The sequence below is a fragment of the Pseudoalteromonas sp. QJM3NY_12 genome (genome assembly GCF_056173165.1).
This window is the reverse complement of record NZ_CM149661.1, coordinates 3,033,040-3,055,890: the sequence shown is the minus strand read 5'-3', so window position 1 is coordinate 3,055,890 and position 22,851 is coordinate 3,033,040. Positions and strand designations below refer to the sequence as shown.

Here is a 22,851-nt window from a genome sequence, read left to right as displayed (position 1 = left end):
GCGTATTATGGCTGCAAAATTAAAGATTTTAGTTATAAATGGCCCAAATTTAAACATGCTAGGAAAGCGTGAACCTGATAAGTACGGTTCGCATTCTTTAGAGCATATTGTGAGCGAGTTAAACAGCGCTGCAAATAGTTTAGGTGTGGAGTTAACGCATTTTCAAAGTAATAGTGAACAAGCGCTCATTGAACGCATTCATGATGCTTGGCAAGCGGTTGATTACATAATAATTAACCCTGCAGCATTTACGCACACAAGCGTCGCATTACGTGATGCATTGCTAAGCGTTGATATTCCGTTTTTTGAAGTGCACTTAAGTAATGTGCATGCACGTGAAACGTTTCGCCATCATTCTTATTTTTCTGATGTGGCGCAAGGCGTTATTTGTGGATTAGGTGCAATGGGTTATCACGCTGCTTTTTATGCAGCAGTCAGCCGATTGCAAAACTCAAACTAAATTTAAACTAACAAACTAATAGGCGGGCCGTTTATGGATATTCGCAAGATCAAAAAACTAATTGAATTAGTAGAAGAATCAGGTATTGCAGAACTAGAAATCACTGAAGGTGAAGAATCAGTACGTATTAACCGTAATAACATGAGTGCCGGTCCTGCGTACGCGCAATTCGCACCTCAACAATACGCCCCAGCAGCACCTGCTCCAGCCGCGACTGCACCATCAGCACCTGCAGCCGTAGAGTCTGAAGCATCTGCAGGCCCTACAGGTCATCAAGTTAAATCACCTATGGTAGGTTCTTTTTACGCAGCAGCTTCTCCAGAAGCACCAGCATATGTTGAAGTGGGCTCTCAGGTTAAAGTTGGCGACACGCTATGTATCGTTGAAGCAATGAAAATGATGAACCAAATTGAGTCAGATAAAGCCGGTACAGTAAAAGCTATCTTAGTAGAAAACGGCGAGCCAGTAGAATTTGATCAACCTTTATTCATCATTGAATAATAGCGCAACGTAAAAGGCCAACTCTCATGTTAGATAAAGTAGTCATTGCAAACCGAGGTGAAATTGCACTTCGTATATTGCGCGCCTGCAAAGAGCTTGGGATCAAAACGGTTGCTGTGCATTCAACGGCGGATCGCGATCTTAAGCACGTATTACTAGCAGATGAAACCATCTGTATTGGTAAACCAGCAGCAACTGAAAGTTACTTAGACATCCCACGCATTATTGCCGCAGCAGAAATTACTGATGCAGTCGCTATCCACCCAGGTTATGGTTTTCTTGCTGAAAATGCAGACTTTGCAGACCAAGTTGAGCAAAGTGGCTTTGTATTTATCGGTCCTCGTGGCGATACTATTCGTCTAATGGGCGATAAAGTATCGGCAATCGAAGCGATGCGTAAAGCGGGTGTTCCTTGTGTACCTGGCTCTGATGGTCCGGTATCGGATGATAAAGAACGCAACATGCAAATTGCTAAGCGTATTGGTTACCCGGTAATTATTAAAGCAGCTGGCGGTGGCGGTGGCCGTGGTATGCGTGTTGTTCGCAACGAAGCTGAGTTAATCAATTCAATTGCTCTAACCCAACAAGAAGCGAAACAGTTCTTTGGCAACAGCATGGTTTACATGGAGAAATTCCTTGAAAACCCACGCCACATCGAAGTACAAGTATTGGCCGATGGTCAAGGTAACGCGGTTCATCTAGGTGAGCGTGATTGTTCAATGCAACGTCGTCACCAAAAAGTAGTTGAAGAAGCACCAGCACCAGGGATTACTGCAGAAGTACGTAAGTTCATTGGTGAGCGTTGTACTCGCGCATGTATTGAAATTGGTTATCGTGGTGCGGGTACGTTTGAGTTCTTATACGAGAACGGTGAATTTTACTTCATTGAAATGAATACCCGTATTCAGGTTGAGCACCCTGTAACTGAAATGGTTACCGGTGTTGATTTAATCAAAGAGCAGTTAAAAATTGCCGCTGGTCAGCCTTTGTCATTCACTCAAGAAGATGTGGTTATTCGTGGCCATGCTATTGAGTGTCGTATTAATGCTGAAGACCCAGAAACCTTTATTCCATCGCCAGGTAAAATTACCCGTTTTCATCCAGCTGGTGGTTTAGGTATTCGTTGGGACAGTCATATTTACGCTGACTACACCGTTCCTCCACATTACGATTCTATGATTGGTAAGCTGATCACTTACGGTGAAAACCGTGATGTCGCTATCGCCCGAGCACGTAATGCACTTAATGAACTCGTTATCGATGGTATTAAAACCAATACGCCACTGCATAAACGTATTCTTGCAGATGAAAACTTCAAAAATGGTGGCACAAATATCCACTACCTTGAGAAGAAATTAGGACTGTAAAGTCCATGCTAATTAAAAACCGGCTTAAGCCGGTTTTTTTATCTTTAAAAAAGAGGCAGTATCACCTTAAATAAATAATCTGGTATGATTAACAAATATGCGCTTTTCGTAAATTTTGAGGTAATCATGTCGTGTAGTTTTAATTTTCATTTAGTCGATGAAAATGCCACTGTTGCTATGGGTAATAAATTAGCTGCCATAATAGAGCAGGGCGCAGTTATTTATTTGCATGGTGACTTAGGGGCCGGTAAAACGACATTTACTCGCGGTATAGTGCAAGGTTTTGGTCATACAGGTAAGGTTAAAAGTCCCACCTATACACTTGTCGAACCCTACGAGCTTGTGCGTGGCAATGTTTATCATTTTGACTTATATCGATTAGGTGACCCAGAAGAGCTTGAATTTATGGGGATTCGCGATTATTTTTCAGAAACGGCAACTTGTATAGTTGAGTGGCCGGAAAAAGGCGGAGAATTTATTCCTGTTCCCGATCTAAATGCTACGCTAAGTTATGTAGGTGATGAGCGTAAAATTGTTATTAACAGTGCGAGTGAGCGTGGTGTAGCAATTGTCAAAAAACTAAATAATAGATAATAAAATAGTTAAGGCAGTGATTATCAAAATGAGTCGTGGTTTAGTTAAACTTTTTATTTACCTCATGGTTTTTACAGTGAGCTTGCCATTGTGGGCGCAAAACACTATTAATAGTGTGCGTGTCTGGCCATCCCCTGATAGCACCCGGGTGGTGTTTGATCTCGACGATAAACCCGATTTCAGCTACTTTATGCTAAAAAATCCAAGCCGTTTAGTGGTTGATTTAGAAAACACTGATGAGTTGAAAACATTGCCAGGTGTGCCACCAAAACACCAAATTGTTAGTAAGTTACGTTACTCGAAACCTAAAAATAAACACAGCGTGCGTTTAGTGTTTGAATTAAATGGGCCAGTTAAACCGGTTATATTTGCACTAGCTCCCACAGGCCCTTATAAAAACAGGTTGGTGGTCGACTTATACGACAAAAGCGAATCAAAAGGGGCGGTTAGCCCTGCGCAAACGGCGGCTAAAAAACGCCAATTAAGCCAAGAACGCGATATTGTAATTGCTATTGATGCAGGGCATGGCGGTGAAGACCCTGGATCCATTGGCCCGTCAGGCACTTACGAAAAAGACATTACACTGCAAATTGCCAAGCGTTTAGAGCGGATGATTGATGCTGAGCGAGGCATGATTTCGCGTATGGTTCGCAGTGGCGATTACTTTGTAAAACTCAATACACGTACCAACCGCGCACGTCAGAAAAAAGCAGACTTTTTTGTCTCTATTCATGCAGATGCGTTTACCAGTCCGGGACCCAATGGTGCTTCTGTATGGGTGTTGTCGCTGCGACGTGCCAATTCAGAAATTGGTAAATGGATTGAGGATAAAGAAAAACACTCTGAGTTACTTGGCGGTGCTGCCGATGTAATTAAAGATGCTGCAAATGAAAAGTACTTAGCGCAAGCCTTGCTTGATATGTCGATGGATCACTCCATGAAAACCGGCTTAAACGTGGCTGAGGAAGTAGTTAAAGAGCTACGAAAGGTGGCTAAACTTCATAAAAAAGAGCCGCAACATGCCAGCCTTGCAGTATTAAAGTCGCCAGATATTCCGTCTATTTTGGTTGAAACTGGGTTTATCTCTAATCCACGTGAAGAGCGACTGCTTAAAAGTGCCAATCATCAAGAGCGCTTAGCTAAAGCCATGTTTACCTCAATTAAAAATTACTATTTACGTAACCCGCCTGACGACTCACTGTTTGCGTCATTAAAGTCTCAATACCCAACAAAACATAAAGTACGTCCTGGTGAGTCACTGAGCATGTTGGCAGGTCGATATGGGGTTAGTATTAGTAAAATAAAACAGGTTAATAAGCTCAGTTCAAATACGCTATTTATTGGCCAGGAACTTGATATTCCTCAGAGTTAATTTTAAAAGCGCACAACATTTAAGGTTTTTATGAGTATTGAAATATTACCTGCGCGCTTGGCAAACCAAATTGCGGCGGGTGAAGTTGTTGAGCGTCCCGCGTCGGTGGTTAAAGAGTTAGTAGAAAATAGCCTAGATGCAGGTGCGACACGTATTCAAATAGATATTGAACGCGGTGGTCATAAGCTGATTCGAATTCGTGATAATGGTTCAGGCATTGCAAAAGAGGAGCTCACATTAGCGCTTTCTCGCCATGCTACCAGTAAACTAAAGTCGCTCGATGACTTAGAAAATATTTGCTCTTTAGGCTTTAGAGGCGAAGCTCTCGCGTCTATTAGCTCGGTATCTCGCTTAACCTTAAGCTCTAAGCCCGAACAGCAAGAAGCCGCTTGGCAAGCCTTTGCACAAGGCAGAGATATGGCCGTAGAGGTAAAGCCTGTGGCACATCCCAGCGGTACCACAATTGAAGTAAAAGATTTATTTTTTAATACCCCAGCACGGCGTAAGTTTTTACGTACCGAAAAAACTGAGTTTAGCCATATTGATGAGCTTATAAAGCGGATTGCGCTGAGTCGCTTTGACGTATCAATTACGTTAACCCATAACGAAAAAGTGGTGCGGCAGTATCGCGCTAAAACCGATCCTGCTCAAGCGATTACACGAGTTGCCCAAGTTGCGGGTAAAGCGTTTGCAGAACAGGGACTGCATATTCAATCAGGTGAAGCAGGGCTGCAACTACATGGCTGGGTGCTGCCGGTTGGCTCGGCCAATACCACACAGTACACCTATGTAAATAATCGTATGATGCGCGATAAACTTATTTTGCACGCTATTCGCCAAGCATTTGAAGAAGTCAGCGGTGAGCAAGAGTTACCCGGGTTTGTGATTTATATTGATATAGATCCACGTCAAGTAGATGTGAACGTACACCCTGCTAAACATGAGGTGCGCTTTCATCAAGGGCGCTTAGTACACGACTTCATTTTGCAAGCGATAAAACAAGTTGTTGTGCCCCCGCAAGCTGAGTTTTCAAGCTCCAGTGAAGCTAATGATAATAGCCCACCAGTGGCTGCATTTAATGCACACACTACTACCAGTAGTGAACCGTTTGATTACCCTAAGTCGTCATTACAGCCTAGTCGGTCATCTTCAGCGCATAGCACAACTTATAGTGGTGCAACTCAAGGTGCAGGTAATCAACAACGTGCTGAAAGTCGAAATTACCATGACGTAAATGCGTTTTATCAAGGTGTGAGTGAGCAGCAAGCACATCACTTTGATAATCCAGCACCATTTGTGCAATCAGATGAGACTCAAGTATCAGATACAGCGCTTCGTACTGTCGATATAATAACCATTGAACAGGGCGCTTGTGTATTTAATGATGAAAACCAACTTTATTGTTCACACTTTAAATATGCGCTAGCGGATGATTGGCTTGCACAAATTAAAGAGCAAGGCAGCCTTGAGGGCAAAGCATTGTTATTACCCGTACGGGTCAATGTCTCAAAACAAGATATCGAACTGCTGGCTACGCAACAATCATGGTTTACTTTGCTTGGCTTTGAACTTTTAATTGAAAAACAATTTGTTATGGTTAAGAGGTTGCCTGTTTGCTTGTACTTACTTGACGTGAGTGCCGCAGTCGATGCCTTACTTGATGGGTGTAAAGCTCAGTTAGAAAGTATTGAACAGTGGCTAGCGTGGCAGGTAAATGTAATACCTACACGGTTCTATGCCAGTAAAGCTTTTGCAGTACAGCAAACTCGCTTACAAAATAATGCGCAAACAATTGAACGTTTACGTGAAAAAGCAGTTAAAATAGATCTAAAGTCTTATCTAGCGCAATTTAATTAGGGTATTCGTGTTGAGTAATTTACCGGTCATATTTTTAATGGGCCCCACAGCTGCTGGTAAAACAGCATTGGCAATTTCACTGTGTGAGCATTTAAATACTGAAATTATCAGCGTTGATTCGGCACTGGTTTATAAAGGTATGGATATTGGTACCGCTAAACCGGATGCCGACGAACTAGCACGTGCACCCCATCACCTAATTGACTTACTCGACCCAAGCGAAACCTATTCAGTAGCTGATTTTAGACGCGATGCGATAGAAAAAATTGATAAATTTCATCAACAAGGTAAAGTGCCTGTACTGGTTGGAGGTACAATGATGTACTTTAAAGCCCTTATTGATGGATTATCCCCTCTACCAGAGGCTGATGAGCAGATAAGAGCTGAGCTTGAAGTACAGGCGAAACAGTACGGTTGGCCACATTTATATCAAGAGCTATTAAAAGTAGATCCACAAGCTGCGAAAAAGATGAGTGAAAATGATTCACAACGAATTAATCGCGCTTTAGAGGTTTACCGTATAACAGGTAAAACAATGACTGAATTGCAAAAGCAAAAACAGCCACCTTTACCTTATACTTTTCATCAATTTGCTATTGCTCCAGATGATCGTAAAGAGTTACATCAGCGAATTGCAGAAAGGTTTAAAATAATGATTGAACAGGGGTTTGAAAAAGAAGTTTCGACCCTATATCTACGTGAGGATTTACATCCCAATATGCCTTCTATTCGTTGTGTAGGTTATAGACAGATGTGGGATTACCTTGCGGGTGAAATAGACCATGATGAAATGGTTTTTCGCGGTATTGCTGCCACTCGTCAATTGGCTAAGCGTCAATTAACGTGGTTAAGAAGTTGGCCTGACGTTACGTGGTTAACAACCGGTGATGAAGAAAACTTGCATCGTGTAGTAAGTTCGCTAAGCTAGTAGTAGCTGGACAAAATTTAGCTTTATTAAATTAGTTCAGCCACTTAATTATAATAACACCTAGAACGAAGGAATAATAACATGGCAAAAGGCCAATCGTTACAAGACCCATTTTTAAATGCATTACGCCGCGAGCGCATTCCAGTATCAATCTTTTTGGTAAATGGCATAAAATTACAAGGTAAAATTCAGTCATTTGACCAATTTGTAATTTTACTGGAAAACACTGTTAATCAAATGGTGTATAAACATGCAATTTCAACAGTTGTACCTGCACGCGCAGTCAACTTCCAAGGTGTACAGGGAAATGAAGACACTGAAGAAACTGAACCAGGAAACTTTTAAATTAGGAGCGTAATGCTTGTTTGACCGCTATGAATCTGGCGAACAGGCAATTTTAGTCCATATCGACCTACCTAAAGATGGGGATCGCGAAGATCTTCATGAATTAGAAATGTTGGTATCTTCTGCTGGTGTTAGTAGTTTGGCGGTTGTGCAAGGCAGCCGTCAAGCACCACATCCCAAGCTATTTGTCGGTACCGGCAAAGCGGAAGAAATAGCTGAAATTGTCAAAATCCACAATGCCGATGTTGTCATTTTTAACCATCAGTTGAGTCCGTCTCAAGAACGCAATTTAGAGCGTGTTTGCCAATGTCGGGTACTTGATAGAACAACACTTATTCTTGATATTTTTGCTCAGCGTGCCCGTACTCATGAAGGTAAGCTTCAGGTTGAGTTGGCGCAGCTTCGTCACATGTCTACACGTTTAATTCGTGGTTGGACCCACCTTGAGCGCCAAAAAGGGGGGATAGGCTTACGTGGTCCGGGTGAAACGCAGCTAGAAACCGATCGACGTTTATTGCGCGCACGTATTAAAAATATTCGTGCACGACTAGCGAAAGTGGCTGTACAGCGTGAGCAAGGTCGACGTGCTCGTACGCGCAATGAAATTCCAACAGTGTCGCTGGTGGGTTACACTAATGCCGGAAAATCAACACTGTTTAATTATATTACCGATTCAGATGTATATGCAGCCGATCAGCTATTCGCCACACTAGATCCAACACTGCGTAAACTCGATATTGGTGATGTAGGTTCTGTTATTTTAGCCGATACTGTAGGGTTTATTCGACACTTACCGCATGATTTGGTAGCTGCATTTAAAGCAACTCTGACCGAGACGCGTGAAGCCGATTTACAACTGCATGTGATAGATGTAGCTGATCCTCGCCGAAAAGAAAATATTGAACAGGTACAAGAAGTCCTCAAAGAAATTGAAGCCGACGAGGTACCGCAGTTATTAGTTTATAACAAAATTGATGCGCTGGATGAGGTAACGCCACGTATTGATCGTGATGACGAGGGCCAACCTATAAGGGTATGGCTATCTGCAAAAACTGGCGAAGGCTGTGAATTACTCAGTGAAGCTATTAGCGATTTACTCGCTAAGCAAATGCTTAATGAAACGTTATTACTCGCACCACAATATGGGCGTTTAAGAGCATCACTATTTAATTTAAGTGCAGTACACAATGAGCGGTTTGATGAACAAGGTAATTGGTTGCTTGATGTACGATTGCCTATGATTGAGTGGAACCGTTTAATTAAAGATTTTGGTCCTGAAATTGAAAGTTTTATTAGCTGAGATTAAAAACTGCAAGATTAATGTCGGTTTTAGTATAAGAAACGCAGAAGATTTGTTAGATTTAACACAATTTCCGAATTTATTTAGATAACAATGGAGTATAGCTATGGCCTGGAATGAACCGGGTAATAATGGCAATGACAAAGATCCGTGGAATAACAAAGGCGGACGTGATCAAGGCCCACCTGATTTAGACGAGGTGTTCCGTAAATTCAGTAACAAGTTTAACGGCTTATTTGGCGGTAAAAAATCCGGCAATGGTAGCGGCGGTGGACTTGGCGGAGCCGGTATTTCATTTGTACTTATTATCGCTGCAATTGTATGGGCGTTAAGCGGTATTTATACGGTGAAAGAAGCTGAGCGCGGCGTCGTTCTTCAATTTGGTAAGTTTGACCGAATTGCAGATCCTGGCTTGCGTTGGAAAATGACCTTTGTTGAAACGGTTATTCCAGTCGATATCGAAGCTGTTCGCTCGTTATCAGCATCAGGTTTTATGCTAACCGAAGATGAAAACGTAGTAAGCGTTGAATTTGAAGTACAATATCGAGTAATCGACCCTTACTTGTATAAGTTTAGTGTCACTAACGCTGACAGCAGCCTTGAAGAAGCATTAGATAGTGCGCTGCGTTATGTTGTTGGCCATTCAAAAATGGACCAAGTACTGACAAACGGCCGTGAAGTTGTACGTCAAAATACTTGGGATGAGCTAAATCAAATCATTGAACCTTATAACTTAGGTTTAATCGTAACTGACGTTAACTTCAAGGACTCTCGTCCACCAATGGAAGTTAAAGATGCGTTTGACGATGCAATTGCGGCCCAAGAGGATGAGCAACGCTTTATTCGTGAAGCAGAAGCGTATGCCCGTGAAATTGAACCGCGTGCGCGTGGTCAAGTGACTCGTATGACGCAAGAAGCTGAAGGTTACCAAGAACGTATTACTTTAGAAGCGCAAGGTGAAGTGGCTCGTTTTGAGAAATTACTTCCAGAATACCAAGCAGCTAAAGAAGTAACACGTGAGCGTTTATACATAGACACGATGCAAGAAGTGCTAGGTAATAGCTCTAAAGTGTTGGTTGATGTTAAAGGTGGCAACAACATGATGTACCTACCACTTGATAAAATCATGGAAAAACAGGGTTCATCAACACGTATTGCTTTACCTAGCTCAAGCGATATAAACGATTTACGTAACAAGGTAAATACGTCACGCAACAGCACTGTTAATAGTGGTAACGATCGCTTTAACAATGATCGCTTTAACGACGGGAGATAAGAGCAATGAAAAACTTTAGTTTAGTAATCCTATTAGCCGCCATTGTGATGTCTTTTTCGTCGGTGTTCGTGGTCTCTGAAGGGCAAAAGGCGATTGTACTTTTATTTAGTAAAGTGCAAAAAGACAGCGATGATGAAGCTGTAGTTTATGGCCCGGGTTTACACTTAAAAGTCCCATTTTTTAGCCAAGTACGTCGTATTGATGCACGTATTCAAACACTAGATGGCACACCAGATCGCTTTGTAACTAGCGAGAAAAAAGACTTAATCGTTGATTCGTTTGTAAAATGGCGCGTAAACGATTTTAGTTCTTTTTACCTGCGTGCACGTGGTGACAAGCAATACGCTGAAACACTGCTTAAGCAAAAAGTAAATAATGGCCTACGTACTAACTTTGGTACGCGTACTATTCGTGAAATTGTATCTGGTGAGCGTAGCGAGCTGATGGAAGAAGCGTTAGTACAAGCATCTGAAAGTGCTAGTGAGCTGGGTATTGAAGTACTTGATGTGCGTGTTAAGCAAATTAACTTACCACAAGAGGTGAGTAGCTCTATTTACCAACGTATGCGCGCTGAGCGTACTGCAGTTGCTAAAGAACACCGCTCTGAAGGTCAGGAAAAAGCAGAAACAATTCGTGCAGGCGTTGACCGTCGCGTAACAGTAATGCTTGCCGACGCCGAACGTAATGCTCGTTCTGTTCGTGGTCAAGGTGATGCTGACGCTGCTGCGATTTACGCTAGTGCTTATAATAAAGACCCTGAATTCTTTAGCTTTGTTCGCTCTTTAGAAGCTTACAAGCAAACTTTCAAAGGAAAGCAAGACGTGATGGTGTTATCACCGGATAGCGACTTCTTCCAATACATGAAAGGCGCGAAAGCTCAGTAATCATAGCTTTAGTTAAACTTGAAAGCCCTGCAATTGCAGGGCTTTTTGTTATCTGATTTTTAAGTTTATAAATGACTGTTATTTATGTGATTATTAACGAAACACTGATGTTTACTACCCGCACGAGGAAAAAATAAGCTAAACGGGGTGAACATTGCTTTAGTTTTCTGGTAAAATCTCGTCCTAATTTTCTCTAAGTGAATTTGCAATGGGTAAAAACGTTGTTGTACTAGGCACCCAATGGGGTGACGAAGGTAAGGGTAAGGTAGTTGACCTCCTTACAGATAAAGCATCTTTAGTAGTTCGTTATCAAGGTGGTCATAACGCAGGCCATACTTTAGTGATCGACGGTGAAAAGACAGTTCTACACCTTATTCCATCGGGTGTATTACGTGACAATGTTAAATGTGTGATTGGTAATGGTGTTGTTTTATCACCAGAAGCGCTAATGAAAGAAATTGGCATGCTTGAAGAGCGTGGCGTACCTGTACGTGAACGTCTTTTAATCAGTGAAGCATGTCCGCTAATATTGCCTTTCCATGTTGCATTAGATGTAGCTCGCGAAACTGCGCGTGGCGATAAACCAATCGGTACAACGGGTCGTGGTATCGGTCCAGCGTACGAAGATAAAGTAGCACGTCGTGGTTTACGTGTTGGTGATTTATTCAATCCTGAATTATTTGCTACTAAGTTAAAAGAAGTATTGGAATACCACAACTTCACATTAGTTAACTACTACAAAGTAGACGCTGTTGACTTCCAAAAAACGTTTGATGATGCAATGGCTGTTGCTGATATTTTAAAAGCAATGGTAGTTGATGTAACTGAGCTTTTAGATCAAACGCGTAACGCCGGTGACAACATCTTATTTGAAGGTGCTCAAGGTACACTACTTGATATCGATCATGGTACTTACCCTTATGTAACATCTTCAAACACCACCGCTGGTGGCGTTGCTACAGGTGCGGGTTTTGGCCCATTACACCTTGATTATGTGCTAGGTATCATTAAAGCGTACACAACACGTGTAGGTTCAGGTCCTTTCCCTACAGAGCTTTACGACGGCCTTGATAAGCAAGACCCAGTCGGTAAGCATTTAGGTGACAAAGGCCATGAGTTTGGTGCTACTACAGGTCGTTTACGTCGTACAGGTTGGTTAGATGCAGTGGCTATGCGCCGTGCAGTTCAAATCAACAGTATTTCAGGATTTTGTTTAACTAAACTTGACGTTTTAGATGGTTTAGAAACACTTAAAATCTGTACTGGTTATAAGCTTGAAGATGATACTGTGACTAACGTGACGCCATTAGCAGCTGAAGGTTACGATAAAGTAACGCCAGTATACGAAGAAATGCCTGGCTGGTCTGAAAATACAGTGGGTGTAACATCGCTTGAAGGCTTACCTAAAGCGGCAATTGATTACATTAAACGTATTGAAGAAATCACTGGCGTACCTGTTGATATTATCTCTACAGGTCCTGATCGTGTTGAAACGATGATACTTCGTAGCCCATTTGCATAATTGGGTTTAAGTTGAAAAAAAGCTGCCATGTGCAGCTTTTTTTATGTCTGCAGAAAAGTGACGCTATCAATAGTGGAACGATCTTTGTATATTATTTGGTAAGTTTATTTTTAAAGTGGTTAATATGCGTTTATCTTCTCGTTGCTCAGTGTGGTCATTATCACTACTTACACTTTCTTTATTTAATATAAGCAATAGCTTAGCTGAAGAAAGCCCTGCAGCTGTGCCGCTGTATACTGAATCTGAGTTAATAGCTTTAATTAATGAGAACACTCATCTAGCGCGCGTAAAGGCAGATAATTGCCAGTTAGTGCAAGATATAGAAGCGCGAGCCAATAAAATGGCATTGCCATCATATCAATTCCTATACGGTGATATGCTCGCTTATAAAGTGTGTGTTGAGCGCGACGTTGCTTTAGGTGTGTATTACATGAAAAAAGCGGCTGAGCAGGGCTTAGCGGCTGCATTAGAGCAACTAGGTCGCTACTACGACGTTGGGCAGTTGGTCCAAAAAGACAAAACCATGGCAATAACCTACTTACGTGAGGCGTCAGCGCAAGGCAATTTAAAAGCGCAGTTACGATTAGTTGGTTTGTTTAATCAAGGTTATGGTAGTCCAAGAGATTTCGAAGATGCTTATCGTTGGCTGTTTAACACCACGGTAGCTGATAAAGCGACACATAAAAAAATAGAGAGAGCATTAACTAAACTTGCTGAAAAAATGCCAGCCAGTGTCGTTACCCGCGCGCGCTTACCTATGTAAAAAAGCGAGAGTGCTTTTGCCGCACTCTCGCTTTTTTTAGTTATTACTCGTCTTTTTTATTGTCTTTGTCTTTGACTTTGTTATTGGCAGGATCTTTTAATAGCGATATTTTAGGCGGTTGCAATGCAACTACTCGTTCACCCTCTTGTGGTGGCTTTTCCATATCACTAGTAAAAGGCCTTATTTTCACTGGAGCGTCTTCATCACTGTCTTTATCCCCTTTGAGAATAAACAGTGGAATTGCTTCAGGGTTCATTTCTAAATACTGCTGCCAGCTAAATTCTTCAGATATTCGTGTTGCACTCACTTTACCGCCTTTGGCAATAACGCTGCTTAAGCGTGCATATGCTCCGTTTTCACCAAACAGAATTTGTCGTGATAAGAACGTCGCGCTGTCTTTATTTGCTTTAGCATGTGATGAAGATGAGCGTAGTGAAAATACATTTTTTTCATTCAATAAATGAGAAAAATACTGCACCCCTAATGCGTTATGATGACGATTAGGTGAAAGCGCTAAAACACTGCGAATAGTGGTTAAAGGTAAATAGCGTTCAGCATGCTCAGATTGTGGATTACCGTAATAACAAGGCAAACCATCCATACGTGCCATTTTACAGTTTTCCCAAGCAGGATCTGATAAGTGAACGGGAATGTTTTGTTCCTTTAAACCACGAGCAATAGCACGAGATACATGGTTGGCACCAATAATTAAAATAGTATTAGGGGAGGGCTGGCGCACCCCTAGCAACTTAGCAACAGGGATAGCCGTTAAGCTTTGCAGTACCACAGTGACGATAATAACCGTGAATATCAATGGCACCATTTTCTCAGCATCGGCTACACCGGCTTCTATCATACTTAACGCAAATACAGAGCCTACGGCTGCAGCAACTATACCGCGAGGCGCAATCCAAGCCAGCACCAAGCGAGACTTCATTGGTAAATCGGTGCCAAAGGTTGAAATAGCAATACACAACGGGCGCGCAATAAATAGCACAATAGCTAAAAATATAAATACATCGCTGTCGAGCATCATTAAGTCAGATAGTTGTAATCTGGCAGCGAGTAAAATAAACAAGGTTGAGATCAAAATCATCGACAGATCTTCTTTAAACTCAAGCACCGAATCTATTTCTAGGTCATCTTGATTAGCTAACCAAATACCAAATACAGTCACGGCCAATAAGCCTGACTCATGACTTAAATGGTTTGAAATCGAAAAACTAATTAACACTAACGCTAAAATGCCAAATTTATGTAGCTCAAATGGCAACCATTCGCGGCGCATCAGTTGCGTTGTGATCCAACCCGAAACCACACCAATACTTAAACCGACCCCAACGGTTTTAACTAGTGCAATTATAGTGTGACTAAGTACTTCACCTTGGCCAACTAACATCACAGCTTCAAATACTAATACCGCAAATAAAGCGCCAATAGGGTCTATGACTATGCCTTCCCAGCGTAAAATACGGTCAATATCTTGAGTGGGTCGCATTGAGTTAAGCAGTGGCGCAATAACCGTTGGTCCGGTTACAACAAGCACAGCGCCAAGCACTGCTGCGACTCGCCAATTTAACTCTAATAACCAATAGGCACTTAAGCTAATAACGACACAGGTCATAAGCATACCAATAGAGCAGAGGTTTCTTACGACTTTACTGATCCCTTTAAGCTCCCGAAAATGCAGTGTTAAAGACCCTTCAAATAAAATCACAGCAACGCTTAAAGACACCACAGGAAAAAGTAAATCGCCTAATAAGGCATCTGGGTCTAATACGCCACTAAACGGCCCTAATAAAAGCCCAGTAAGCAACAAAAACAGAATAGCGGGTACTCTGAACGCCCAGGCGACCCATTGGGCTAGCACCGAACACAATGCAATACCGGCTATATAAATTGCTGACATAGAGTAAAAACTCCTTAATATTAATAATGTTTAAAAGTATAACTGTTACCTACCAGTAATACAGTGGGTATACACGTGTAAATTCAATTTAGCTAATAAATAATACTTATTTATTTAGTGTTAACGTCATTTTCTAAAATGTTATCAAATTTATAGTCTATATAATTCATATTTATAGTAGTCTAACCACATGATACTTAATACAAAAAACACTAGCTTTAGTAGTGTCGACCTATTCAGCTTGAATTTTAGCCTTGATCTAAGCAGCTACTTTAACGTATTATACTTCGTGTTCGAATAATTAGTTATCTAATAAAGTTTGCAGTTTAAATACTTAAATATGTTAGATACAAACATCTTAACTCTCTTACTGATTGTTTTTGCTTTGTTTTGTTATATTTGAACACACAATATCATTTACCGTACTCTTTGGTATGGTTTTGCTCAAAGTGTTTATTTGCTCAATGCAGATAAATAAAAGTTTGAGTTGAACTATTACCTTTCAATATTTAATCCCCATCGTGGCGATTAAATCTCGGTCCTTAAGTCATCACCCTATCTGTTGGTGTACCAGACTTAAGAGGCTCTATGTATGTTGTTAATAAAAAGGCCGCACACAGCTTTTTACAGCGATACATAAACAACACTTTATATTTTTTTAGTTAGTACGATCCGATTTATTTATTGGGTTAATACTATTTATTTTTTGCATCTCAATTTAAAACGCTAGTTTTAGAGACGGTGTACGTGTGTGTAAAAAGTGTGGGCAATGATAAATAAATTCGACGCTGTGTTTATAAACATGGCGACCTGGTTTCATTCATCTATGTGATGAATACAAATTAAATGGAAAGTTGAGCACTTATGCAAAAGTTAAATTGGCGACGTATCGTACTTAAAGTGGGCAGTGCCTTAATTGCACCCGATCAAGATGGCTGTCGTTCACGTTATTTATTAACCATCGCACAGTTTATTGTTCGCTGTCGCGCACGCGGAATTGAGGTTATTTTAGTTTCATCTGGTTCTGTAGCGGCTGGCTCACATTTATTTCCATCAGACCAACCTCGTTCAGTGGTAATGAAAAAAGCGATGGCTGCAGCAGGGCAAACAGAAATGATGGCCATGTGGGATCGTTTCTTTGATTTTCCATCAGCACAGCTATTATTAACTCATGGTGATTTACGTGACCGTGAGCGTTACCAGAGTATCCGTGAAACCGTATTTACATTGCTAGAACACGGCGTGCTACCTATCATTAATGAAAATGATGCAGTAACAACAGATGATTTAAAAGTGGGTGATAACGATAATTTATCAGCCATGGTTGCAGCAGCCGCTGATGCAGATGCATTAATGATTTTCTCTGATGTAGATGGCTTGTATGATAAAAACCCAAATCTGCATGACGATGCCGTATTATTGCCTGAAATAAAATCAATTGATGATTCTATTTATGCTATGGCAGGATGTGCTACCAGTGCGGTAGGTACAGGTGGTATGAAAACCAAGATTGAAGCGGCAGAGAAAGCCACTTCACATGGTATTGCAACTTACATTATTAATGGCTTTAAAGAAGAAACCTTTACTCGCTTGCTAGCCGGTGAAAACCCAGGTAGCGTATTCTTGCCTTATGAAAAACCAATGCAAGATTCTATTCACTGGATGACACATACCGCCAATGAGCAGGGGGAAGTCGTTGTTGAAGGGTCATTTGATGACTCATTAGAAGGTGAAGACGGTTGCTTACGTGGCGATGAGATCAGAGAAGTACATGGCGAGTTTGCTGTGGGCGATACTATCTTAGTTCGCAGTGAAGATGGTACGCGTTTAGCTAAAGCCACAGCAAATTACAGTAGCTGCTTGTTAAACTTTATTGCAGATAACGAGCAAAGTGAATTCAGCGAAAAAATGCAGGATTCAATTGGACCAATTATTTCAGAAAAAGATATCGCATTATTGGAGAAGTCATGAGTTTAATTACGGATATATCACGCCAGGCAGCAAAGGCTGCACATACACTTGCTTTACTCGATACCGAGACTAAAAACAAAGTGTTAACCGATATGGCAGCGGCATTAAGAGAGCAAAAAGAATTTATAATCAAAGAAAATGAAAGTGACCTAAGCGCAGCACGCGACAATAATTTAGCAGCATCAATGATAGACCGTTTAACATTGAATGATGAGCGTATTGAAGCCATGGCTGAGGGTATCGAAGTGATTGTTTCATTAGATGATCCTGTTGGTCAGTTACGTGACATTACTGAACGCCCAAATGGTATTAAAATTCGTAAAATGCGTGTACCACTTGGCGTAGTATGTATGATTTATGAAGCGCGCCCTAATGTAACGGCTGACGCGGGTGCATTGTGCTTTAAATCAGGTAACGGTGTTATTTTACGCGGTGGTAAAGAAGCGCTGAAAAGCTCACAAGCCATTGCCAGTGTAATGCATAGCGTGCTTACAAAACATGGCTTACCAACTGCGCTAATTTCAGTAATTCCAGATCCTGACCGCGCTTTACTAATGGAATTGATGCAACAACGCGATAGCATTGACTTAATCATCCCTCGTGGTGGTGAAGGCCTAATTAACTATGTTACTGAAAACAGCACAATCCCTGTTATTCAGCATTTTAAAGGCGTTTGTCATTTATATGTAGATAAAGATGCTGATTTAGAAGTAGCACTAAATTTACTGCTTAATGGTAAGACTCAGCGTACTGGTGTATGTAATGCACTTGAGGGTTTAGTGGTACACCAAGATGTAGCTGATGAGTTTTTAAATTTGTGTGCAGTTGTACTTCGTCAAGAAGGTGTAAAAATTAATGCTGACGCCAAAGCGGCTGAATATTTTGATAACGCCACAGTACTTGCCGATAACGAATTTGGTGAAGAGTACTTAGACTTAGAGTTAGCAATTCGTATTGTGCCAAGTTTTGATGCAGCCGTTGAGCACATTGCTCAATTCGGTTCAAATCATACTGAAGTTATCTGTACTAAGGACGATGCGGCGGCAGAGTTATTCCAACGTAGTGTTGATGCGTCGGTTGTTATGGTTAATGCGTCATCACGCTTTTCTGATGGCTCACAACTAGGCTTAGGTGCAGAGATTGGTATTGCAACGACTAAGTTACATGCTTATGGCCCTATGGGACTTGAGTCATTAACCACTGAAAAATATTTAGTTAATGGTGTTGGTCAAGTTCGCGAATAACTAACCCAACTCAATAAATAATAAAAATGCCGGGCTTTGCTCGGCATTTTTGATCTCGATTTAGCAAAATTAAACACTTAAGCAAACAAAGAGATTAAAAAATACAAAGCATTATTAACAGAGAAGTTTATTTAGAATATAAAAATAAGGATATTACTTAAAGGAGAGAGTAGGAAAGTGGTGGAGCTAAGCAGGATCGAACTGCTGACCTCCTGCGTGCAAGGCAGGCGCTCTCCCAGCTGAGCTATAGCCCCACATTCCTAATTTACATATACTGTAAATGCTTAAGTGCTGAGTCTTAAGCGGGGTGAACTTTAAATATTTTTACGTTTTTGGTCAAGTATTTTTTCACAAATTTTTCCGTTTTAACTAATTTTTGTTAAACTCGGCCTCAATATTTACTAAAACGATAATACATGATGAAAAAATACGCTTTAGTTTTCATGACTTTTCTTTTTGGCTGTGCCAGCTCGGTAGGTGAGCCTCCATTCGAAATTAATAATAAACAATTTTATGACACTGTTGATGATCAAGGTAACAAGCTTTTTGCCTATGTGGTCTCTGTAAAGGCTAAGAGCCGTGAGCAAATTAATATTAATAAAAAGCTAACCCGAAGCGATGTAAAGCGTTTTGCCGAACAAGAGCACTTTGAAGAGTCGAGCGTGCTTAAGTTACAATTAGAAGATCAAGCGGTAGAGTTTCTTAATAAAGAGCTTGCACAACGTAACTATTGTGCAGATAAGCATGAAATAAACGAAGTGCTATGGCGAGATTTAAGTGTGCAATTAAGAGGGCGTTGTTTGTAGTATGTTAGCGGATAAACAAAAATTAGCGGCGGTGTTAGCCCAACTTGATATTAACTATGACGTGATTGAGCATCCAGCGTTGCATGGTAGCTTAGATGCTGACGAGCTTATGGTGAATCGCCCAGGAACACGTTTAAAAAATCTATTTTTGCGAGATAACGAAGGTAAGCGCCATTTTTTAGTGATCACCGCGCATGATAAACAACTCGATTTAAAATCGTTGTCTAAACAGCAAGGGCTATCGCGTTTAGGGTTTGCCTCTAATGAGCGCTTGGCTAAGTACTTAAAAGTTGCACCAGGTTGTGTGTCAATGCTCAGCTTAATGAACGATAAGCAACGAGATGTAACGCTTTGGCTTGATCAGGATATTTGGTTTGGCGATTTATTTCATTGCCATCCATTTGAAAACACCCAAACGTGGTTATTAACTAAGCCTGATTTACTGCGTTTTTTTGATTTTACTGAACATCAGCCGCGGGTGATGTTTTTACCCTCGCGCTGAGCCCACAAAATAAGACCCAGCCCACATAAGCAAACCGCAAGAAGTGTTGCCATAAATGCGGTTTGCCCGTGTGCTTGATAAACCACCCCAGGTAATAACGATCCTAGTGCGCCACCGCTATAATAAAATGACACGTAACAACCATTAGTAACACTTGGTGGAGCGTGACTAATTTTATTAACCAATGGTGCCGCTGTTGAATGAATTACAAACATAGCGCCACAAAAGAGTGTGAATGCAATTAAAAACAACATCAGTGAATGACTCATTAATAACACAATACTGAGGTTATAAAACAGGAATACCAATGCCAATAAGCGCCGAGCTGAGGTCATTTTTTTTAATAACCACGGGGTAAAAATAGAGGCTAACGCGCCAATTAAATAACCACTATAAACTAAGCCAATGTCGCGGGTGTTATTAATTAAAAAGGTATTTTTTAAAATAAAAGGCAAGTAGTTTAATAATGCGGCAAAGCAAAAAAACATACAAAATATGGCACCATAAAGTTTAAGTACCGAGCCTTCTTTAAGTTGTTTCATATAATCTAAAGGTGATAACACCTCACTAGAGCTACTCAGGACAAAGCGTTTATGGGGGATGCTAAGCGAGAGTATTATCAACATGGCAGCAATTAAGTAATAAAAACTTTGCCATGACCACAAGTCGCTAAAGAGCGCAGCCAATACTCGGCCAAAATAACCACCGACAATAGTACTACCAATATAAAGAGTCATATTTTTTTGTAATGTATCGGCTTGATAGCTCATACCAATATAACTGGTCATTGCGGTTAAAGCGGCAGGTAAAGTCAGCCCTTGTAAAAACCGAACAAGTAACAGTAGCTCAAAACTAGGGGCATAAATAAATAATAAACAGCCGACACCGAGTAATAACATTGCGATGCGTAAAATTAATAATGGGTTTCGCTTGGCTAGAAACAACCCATACACCAAAGGGGCAATGGCTAAAGGCAGCATAGTGGCAGTCATTAAGCTGCCTGCAATGGCAGGCGCTACATTAAATTCGGTGGCAAATAAACTTAATAATGGCTGTGGTGCGTATAAGACAAAAAAAATAAAAACAGAACAAAGGAGTAAGTGAGATAAGCGCATTGACTGCCGTTAACATTGCTTATTAGTTGAGTCGCATTATATACAAAACTGCTAGGGTTTTCATAAATTAACCTTTATTGCGCTAAATCATGCTTTGTTTTCACTAGTTTGTTAGATTAATACCAATAGCGCTGTTATTTACGCTCGTTGGTGATTAAAATAGCATTAATATTCGTTTTTAGTGGGAACACGCCATGGGGTCACTACAAGAGCAATTGCTCCAAGCTGGTTTAACAACATCACATAAAGCCAAAGTTGCTAAATCAGAAAAGCGCAAGCAACAGAAAAAGCAAAAGAAGGGAGCGACAAGCAACCCAAATGATTTGCAAAAGCATATTCAGCAAACCAAGCTTGAGCAGCAGCAAAAAGCCGAAGAGCTTAACAAAACGCGCCAAGAAGAATTAAAGCAACGTGAGCAGGTAGCCCGTGTTAAGCAAATTTTAGAGCATCACAATCAAGAGTCAATTCGTGGTGAGCGTACCTTTAACTTTACTTATGAAAATAAAGTAAAGGGCCTTGATGTGAATGAGCAAACGCAAAAGGCGCTCTCGGGCGGACGTTTAGCAATTTGTGTATTAGAAGGCCAGTTTTACGTATTAGAAGACGAGCCTGCACGCAAAGTGGCTGAGGTTGATGAAAAGTATATTGTGTTTCATGTTGAACCTGAGAACAAAGCCAAGGACGAAGACGATCCGTACGCTGATTTTGAAGTGCCAGACGATCTTATTTGGTAAGGTGTTATTAAGTATCTGCTCAGCTAAGGCAAGCTAATATTTGTTTTATGAGGGATACACGTATTTGTTCTGATTGATCGTCAAACCTTATCAAGGACGTATGCTTTTTAAAGATTTATTGACTACAATTATCACAACCGTTTTTTTAACCGTAAAAAAGAAGAGTAAATACAATGAGCAAGATAAAAACACTTTTATTAGGCGCGGGTATTGGTTTAGCCGCAAGTTTTTCGTTTTCAGCCGCCGCTGCTGATGGCGCTGCACTTTACACCGCTAAAAACTGTCAAACATGTCATGGTGCAGATGGTAAAGCACCTATCATGGCGATGTACCCTAAGCTAAATGGTCAAAACAAAGAGTATTTAGTAGCGCAAATGAAAGACATTAAGTCAGGCGCTCGTAACAACGGTATGTCTATGGCAATGAAAGCAATGGTTGCGACTGTGACTGATGAAGAGTTTGAAGCGATTGCCGATTACCTATCAAAAGTACAATAATCGCTAACGAGACCTTAAAAGAGCCACACCTTTGTGTGGCTTTTTTATTTGGTGATTGCCATCATGCGAATACTCATTTAGACTTCTAAACATCTACAATCACTAGCGCTATGCTGTGTTTAAAAAGGCTTGTTATGTTTGATTTACCCCAGCTCGATATAAAAAATAAAGTATCAGAACAAGAGTGGCAACTACGTGTTGATTTAGCCGCATGTTATCGATTAGTTGACCATTTTCGTTGGGGGGATTTAATCTATACGCACCTTTCTGCTCGCCTACCAGGTACGGATCATTATTTAGTAAACGCGTTCGGTTTAACGTTTGATGAGATCACTGCATCTAACTTAGTTAAAGTTGATTTAAATGGCCGCATTATTGACGATACTCCATTTGATATTAACCCTGCGGGGTTCACCATTCACAGTGCCATTCATGAAGTACGCGAGGATGCCCATTGCGTAATACACCTACACACTAAAGAAACCATTGCAGTTGCAACACAAAAAGAAGGGCTGTTACCGTTAAGTCAGTATTCGATGTTTTCATTACCCTCTCTGTCATACCATGGTTATGAAGGCCTAGCGGTGAATGATGATGAGCGTAAACGCCTGCAAACAGATTTAGGTAGCACCAACCATATGCTATTGGTGAATCATGGCGGCTTAACGGTAGGGCCAACAGTAGGTGATGCGTTTATGCGCTTTTATGACCTTCAACGTGCCTGTGAAATACAGTTAGCTATTCAATCAAGTGCACAAGAAGCGATTGCAGTACCACAAGCTATTATTGATAACATTTATAATCAAGCGAACGTTGTTCACAGCGGCAGTACTGGGGGGCAGCTAGCATGGCCTGCCATGTTACGAAAAGCGTATCGTCTTGACCCAAGTTTTGCAAAATAACC

General features: G+C 41.0%; 22 protein-coding genes and 1 tRNA gene. 20 read left to right on the top strand and 3 right to left on the bottom strand.

Going from position 1 to position 22,851, the window contains the following annotated elements:
- Positions 1-7: 7 nt before the first annotated feature.
- From aroQ to AC0VZ5_RS14215, 13 genes are all read left to right on the top strand, one after another.
- Entirely contained in the window at positions 8-460 is a 453-nt protein-coding gene (aroQ, locus tag AC0VZ5_RS14275) for a type II 3-dehydroquinate dehydratase (protein ID WP_475473388.1), read from the top strand.
- 33 nt (positions 461-493) lie between these two features.
- A complete protein-coding gene (gene accB, locus AC0VZ5_RS14270; protein WP_178956680.1) occupies positions 494-961 on the top strand; it encodes an acetyl-CoA carboxylase biotin carboxyl carrier protein in 468 nt (155 codons plus the stop codon).
- Between the two features lie 26 nt (positions 962-987).
- A complete protein-coding gene (gene accC / locus AC0VZ5_RS14265; protein WP_008113500.1) occupies positions 988-2,328 on the top strand; it encodes an acetyl-CoA carboxylase biotin carboxylase subunit in 1,341 nt (446 codons plus the stop codon).
- A 126-nt stretch (positions 2,329-2,454) separates the two neighbouring features.
- Entirely contained in the window at positions 2,455-2,922 is a 468-nt protein-coding gene (tsaE, locus tag AC0VZ5_RS14260) for a tRNA (adenosine(37)-N6)-threonylcarbamoyltransferase complex ATPase subunit type 1 TsaE (protein WP_021033095.1), read from the top strand.
- A 28-nt stretch (positions 2,923-2,950) separates the two neighbouring features.
- Positions 2,951-4,294 carry an N-acetylmuramoyl-L-alanine amidase gene (locus AC0VZ5_RS14255; RefSeq protein WP_475473386.1) on the top strand — a complete coding sequence of 448 codons (1,344 nt, stop codon included), beginning with the start codon at positions 2,951-2,953 and terminating at the stop codon, positions 4,292-4,294.
- Positions 4,295-4,324: 30 nt separating this feature from the next.
- On the top strand, positions 4,325-6,151 hold the full coding sequence (gene mutL / locus AC0VZ5_RS14250; RefSeq protein WP_475473384.1) for a DNA mismatch repair endonuclease MutL: 1,827 nt from the start codon (positions 4,325-4,327) through the stop codon (positions 6,149-6,151).
- 10 nt (positions 6,152-6,161) lie between these two features.
- A complete protein-coding gene (gene miaA / locus AC0VZ5_RS14245) occupies positions 6,162-7,079 on the top strand; it encodes a tRNA (adenosine(37)-N6)-dimethylallyltransferase MiaA (RefSeq protein WP_054202670.1) in 918 nt (305 codons plus the stop codon).
- 81 nt (positions 7,080-7,160) lie between these two features.
- Complete coding sequence (hfq, locus tag AC0VZ5_RS14240) at positions 7,161-7,424, top strand: RNA chaperone Hfq (RefSeq protein WP_008113494.1); 264 nt, start codon at positions 7,161-7,163, stop codon at positions 7,422-7,424.
- Between the two features lie 16 nt (positions 7,425-7,440).
- Complete coding sequence (gene hflX, locus AC0VZ5_RS14235; protein ID WP_010391685.1) at positions 7,441-8,724, top strand: ribosome rescue GTPase HflX; 1,284 nt, start codon at positions 7,441-7,443, stop codon at positions 8,722-8,724.
- Between the two features lie 106 nt (positions 8,725-8,830).
- Positions 8,831-10,000, top strand: a complete 1,170-nt coding sequence (gene hflK, locus AC0VZ5_RS14230; RefSeq protein ID WP_010391686.1) for an FtsH protease activity modulator HflK — start codon at positions 8,831-8,833, stop codon at positions 9,998-10,000.
- Positions 10,001-10,005: 5 nt separating this feature from the next.
- Positions 10,006-10,884: a protease modulator HflC gene (gene hflC, locus AC0VZ5_RS14225; protein ID WP_010391687.1), complete on the top strand. Its 879-nt coding sequence runs from the start codon at positions 10,006-10,008 to the stop codon at positions 10,882-10,884.
- Between the two features lie 208 nt (positions 10,885-11,092).
- Positions 11,093-12,406: an adenylosuccinate synthase gene (locus AC0VZ5_RS14220; RefSeq protein WP_475473380.1), complete on the top strand. Its 1,314-nt coding sequence runs from the start codon at positions 11,093-11,095 to the stop codon at positions 12,404-12,406.
- 124 nt (positions 12,407-12,530) lie between these two features.
- The gene (locus AC0VZ5_RS14215; protein WP_054202658.1) at positions 12,531-13,169 is read left to right on the top strand and encodes a tetratricopeptide repeat protein; all 639 of its coding nucleotides are present in this window, start codon (positions 12,531-12,533) and stop codon (positions 13,167-13,169) included.
- Between the two features lie 43 nt (positions 13,170-13,212).
- Here AC0VZ5_RS14215 and AC0VZ5_RS14210 read toward each other — a convergent pair whose 3' ends face one another.
- Entirely contained in the window at positions 13,213-15,078 is a 1,866-nt protein-coding gene (locus tag AC0VZ5_RS14210) for a cation:proton antiporter (protein WP_475473377.1), read from the bottom strand.
- A gap of 864 nt (positions 15,079-15,942) precedes the next feature.
- Between AC0VZ5_RS14210 and proB the strand changes: the two genes are divergently transcribed.
- Together proB and AC0VZ5_RS14200 are read left to right on the top strand one after the other, a co-directional pair.
- Entirely contained in the window at positions 15,943-17,049 is a 1,107-nt protein-coding gene (gene proB / locus AC0VZ5_RS14205) for a glutamate 5-kinase (RefSeq protein ID WP_010391693.1), read from the top strand.
- Positions 17,046-18,293: a glutamate-5-semialdehyde dehydrogenase gene (locus AC0VZ5_RS14200; protein WP_010391694.1), complete on the top strand. Its 1,248-nt coding sequence runs from the start codon at positions 17,046-17,048 to the stop codon at positions 18,291-18,293. Before proB ends, AC0VZ5_RS14200 begins: the two co-directional genes overlap by 4 nt.
- Before the next feature lie 178 nt (positions 18,294-18,471).
- Here AC0VZ5_RS14200 and AC0VZ5_RS14195 read toward each other — a convergent pair.
- Positions 18,472-18,547: transfer RNA gene (locus tag AC0VZ5_RS14195), tRNA-Ala, on the bottom strand.
- 165 nt (positions 18,548-18,712) lie between these two features.
- Here AC0VZ5_RS14195 and AC0VZ5_RS14190 point away from each other — a divergent pair.
- The gene (locus AC0VZ5_RS14190; RefSeq protein WP_138604963.1) at positions 18,713-19,099 is read left to right on the top strand and encodes a hypothetical protein; all 387 of its coding nucleotides are present in this window, start codon (positions 18,713-18,715) and stop codon (positions 19,097-19,099) included.
- A gap of 1 nt (position 19,100) precedes the next feature.
- The gene (locus AC0VZ5_RS14185) at positions 19,101-19,601 is read left to right on the top strand and encodes a prolyl-tRNA synthetase associated domain-containing protein (RefSeq protein ID WP_055012388.1); all 501 of its coding nucleotides are present in this window, start codon (positions 19,101-19,103) and stop codon (positions 19,599-19,601) included.
- On the opposite strand, the gene AC0VZ5_RS14180 is transcribed toward AC0VZ5_RS14185, so the two are convergent.
- The gene (locus AC0VZ5_RS14180; protein ID WP_475473373.1) at positions 19,568-20,716 is read right to left on the bottom strand and encodes an MFS transporter; all 1,149 of its coding nucleotides are present in this window, start codon (positions 20,714-20,716) and stop codon (positions 19,568-19,570) included. The two genes, AC0VZ5_RS14185 and AC0VZ5_RS14180, sit on opposite strands and share 34 nt — an antisense overlap.
- A gap of 194 nt (positions 20,717-20,910) precedes the next feature.
- Here AC0VZ5_RS14180 and AC0VZ5_RS14175 point away from each other — a divergent pair, with 194 nt between their 5' ends.
- From AC0VZ5_RS14175 to AC0VZ5_RS14165, 3 genes are all read left to right on the top strand, one after another.
- A complete protein-coding gene (locus tag AC0VZ5_RS14175) occupies positions 20,911-21,450 on the top strand; it encodes a DUF2058 domain-containing protein (RefSeq protein ID WP_036980338.1) in 540 nt (179 codons plus the stop codon).
- 173 nt (positions 21,451-21,623) lie between these two features.
- Entirely contained in the window at positions 21,624-21,947 is a 324-nt protein-coding gene (locus tag AC0VZ5_RS14170) for a c-type cytochrome (protein WP_036980337.1), read from the top strand.
- 134 nt (positions 21,948-22,081) lie between these two features.
- Positions 22,082-22,849, top strand: coding sequence for a class II aldolase/adducin family protein (locus tag AC0VZ5_RS14165; RefSeq protein WP_475473371.1), 768 nt, complete (start codon positions 22,082-22,084; stop codon positions 22,847-22,849).
- The last annotated feature ends 2 nt before the right edge of the window (positions 22,850-22,851 follow it).